The sequence below is a fragment of the Dolichospermum circinale AWQC131C genome, assembly GCF_000426905.1.
Lineage (GTDB): Bacteria > Cyanobacteriota > Cyanobacteriia > Cyanobacteriales > Nostocaceae > Dolichospermum > Dolichospermum circinale.
The window spans coordinates 362-3036 of record NZ_KE384645.1; the positions used below are offsets into that span (position 1 = coordinate 362).

Annotated in this window: 2 protein-coding genes and 1 pseudogene; all 3 read left to right on the top strand. The window is 32.7% G+C overall.

From position 1 onward, the window contains the following. Nucleotides 1-291: 291 nt before the first annotated feature. Entirely contained in the window at nt 292-1308 is a 1017-nt protein-coding gene (locus tag ACIR131C_RS23390) for a glycosyltransferase family 2 protein (RefSeq protein ID WP_051347632.1), read from the top strand. A gap of 59 nt (nt 1309-1367) precedes the next feature. Continuing rightward, nucleotides 1368-2210: a glycosyltransferase family 2 protein gene (locus tag ACIR131C_RS23395; RefSeq protein WP_035372526.1), complete on the top strand. Its 843-nt coding sequence runs from the start codon at nt 1368-1370 to the stop codon at nt 2208-2210. 73 nt (nt 2211-2283) lie between these two features. Next, nucleotides 2284-2675: pseudogene (locus ACIR131C_RS23400) on the top strand (sulfotransferase family 2 domain-containing protein); the annotation flags it as partial.

Consider the following 2675-nt stretch of genomic DNA (forward strand, 5'->3'; position numbering starts at 1 on the left):
AACAGAAGTGATTGGGGGAGGTTAAAGCGATCGCTAATTTATGAAATCTCAAATTGGTCGTTGTTTATGATCAAATAAGCAATTCAGGGGAAAAAATGAACGAAAATTGGCTAATCGCCATATAAAAAATATTCCTTAGAACTGCAAAAAACACAGTATATATAGCTAGGAAAGCAAGTGTATAAAAAGCATTATTCGTAATGCAGCAATATTTATATATTGTGTATCTAGATTAATGAATTTCAATTTGTTTAATAAATTATTCAAAATCTAATCCTTCAAAAAAATAATATGCCACTTGTAAACACTGCGTTAACCTTAAAAGACTTACCACCAGCCCCAGAAGGCAAAACAGGCTGGCCTTGGACCGAACAATCAGAACCTTTACCAGATAGAATGGCGGATGGTTCTGATTGGCCTCGCATTAGTATTGTTACTCCCAGTTATAACCAGGGGCAATTTATTGAAGAAACAATTCGTTCAGTTTTACTACAAGGTTATCCTAATCTTGAGTACATTATTATTGATGGTGGTAGTAATGATAATTCAGTAGAAATTATCAAAAAATATGAGCAATATCTTACTTATTGGATAAGTGAAGCAGATAGAGGGCAATCTCATGCCATTAACAAAGGTTGGGAAAAATGTACAGGTGATTATCTTGCTTGGATAAACTCAGATGATTGCTACATATCTAACGCTTTAAGCTGTGCAATAAAGAGATTTATAGAATATAAATGTGATTTTATATATGGTCCTACTTATATTGGTTCTTCTTTGGGAGAAAAGCAAATTATAGAAGGCAAAGGAATAACAGATTTTAAATTAAAAAATCTGCTCAAATTCTTTTATAACGTTGAGTATATTATTCCATCACAATCAGTTCTTCTTTCTAAGAAACTATATTCTCAAATAGGATTTCTTGATGAAGACCTACATTATTGTATGGACTTAGATTTATTTGCTAAAATTATTTTGGCAAATCCCCTAGTTTATAGAAATTCCCAGCCAATTTGTTTTTATAGAACTCATGATATGGCTAAAACCTGCAAACAACGTGAGTTAATGAGAAAAGAATCTATAGAAATAGCTAAAAAATATTCACATTTGTTAGCAATAAAAGACTGGGAAAAAATATTAAGACTAATATCATATTCTAAATACTTGGAAGAGTATCATACAAATCAAAGAGAGAAAACTATCACAAATTTATTAAATACAGTGTTTGAATTACCTTTGGAATCTTTAACAGATACTCGTTTTTTAGGGCTAATTAAAAGAGCATTATTTAAGTCATTTGTGCAATAATAAAAAACGTTTATGTAATTAGATCATGTAAATCATAACAACTTATAAATTTTGAAAATATGCTCTTTTCAGTTATTATACCTACCTATCACCGCAACGACTTATTAGCAAAGTGCTTAGACTGCCTCGCTCCTGGCGTGCAAACATTACCAGCAGATCAATATGAAGTCATTGTTAGTGATGATGGTTATGATTCCACCGCTCAAGAGATGATTCAGCAAAATTACCCTTGGGTAAAGTGGGTGGCTGGTTTCCGCAAAGGTCCGGCTGCAAATCGCAATAATGGGGCAAAGTACGCTAGGGGAGAATGGTTAGCATTTACAGATGATGATTGTTTGCCTGATCCCCAGTGGTTGGAATCTTATGGAGAAGCGATCGCTAACAATAAATCTTACTTGGTTTTCGAGGGGCGAACCTATGTTGATCGCCCAAGAAAAAATCTTGCGGAAACTTCACCCATTAATGAGTCAGGAGGATATTTATGGTCATGTAATTTCTCTATGCAACGACAACTTTTTGAGTCGCTCAATGGTTTTGATGAGCGTTTTCCTTATGCTGCGATGGAAGATGTAGATTTGAGGCTAAGACTTACCAAAAATAGACATAAATTTCTTTTTATAAAAACTGCGTCAGTGTGTCATCCTTGGCGACATAAAGGGGGTTGGAAAAAACTGAAACAACATCAGCAATCTACACTAATTTATTTATCTATTCACCCTGAGCAAGTATCAAATATTAATTCTAAATATTACTTAAAAATTGCTTTATATGGTATAATAAAAAGTACAATTCCAGAAATTTTAAGATTAAATCTATTTGGGATTCACCAAGCTTTTCTAGAACACTTTTCCTGTTTACAAATGGCAGTTATAGTATGGAAGAATAAACCACTTAAATCATAGACAAAATCTTTCCTGGAAAGATAATTATCAATACTTTGAAACTTACTAAATTCATTAAAGGCACAACAATGCTATGCTATCAGAAAAATACTTGATTTTCTTCACTCATATTCCCAAAACAGGCGGAACTTCCTTTAAAAAATCTGTGATCGAGCCAAATATTTCCAAGGATAAAATCTATAATTTTTCAGGTTTCGGAAAACTATTGTTTAATAATCTTAATAAATTTGAATTTGTAGAAGGACATTATCCCTTTGGTATTCATTATTTTACATGGTATACAAAAAGAAAATATTTATATTTAGTTATTTTGAGAGAGCCTTTGGATCATGCCATTTCATACTATCATTTCATTAAACATGGAAAATCTGAGATAAATATCCAAGGTATTCAAGAGGGTAGACAGGAAGGGGAAGCGAACCTGATTATCCGCTTATTAAACTGTCGGTTGGGAGTAGTTACCCC

What these genes read in the sequence shown, in the direction of transcription:
- ACIR131C_RS23395 (WP_035372526.1), top strand. Translation starts at nt 1,368, where the DNA reads ATGCTCTTTTCAGTTATTATACCTACCTATCACCGCAACGACTTATTA.
- ACIR131C_RS23390 (WP_051347632.1), top strand. Translation starts at nt 292, where the DNA reads ATGCCACTTGTAAACACTGCGTTAACCTTAAAAGACTTACCACCAGCC.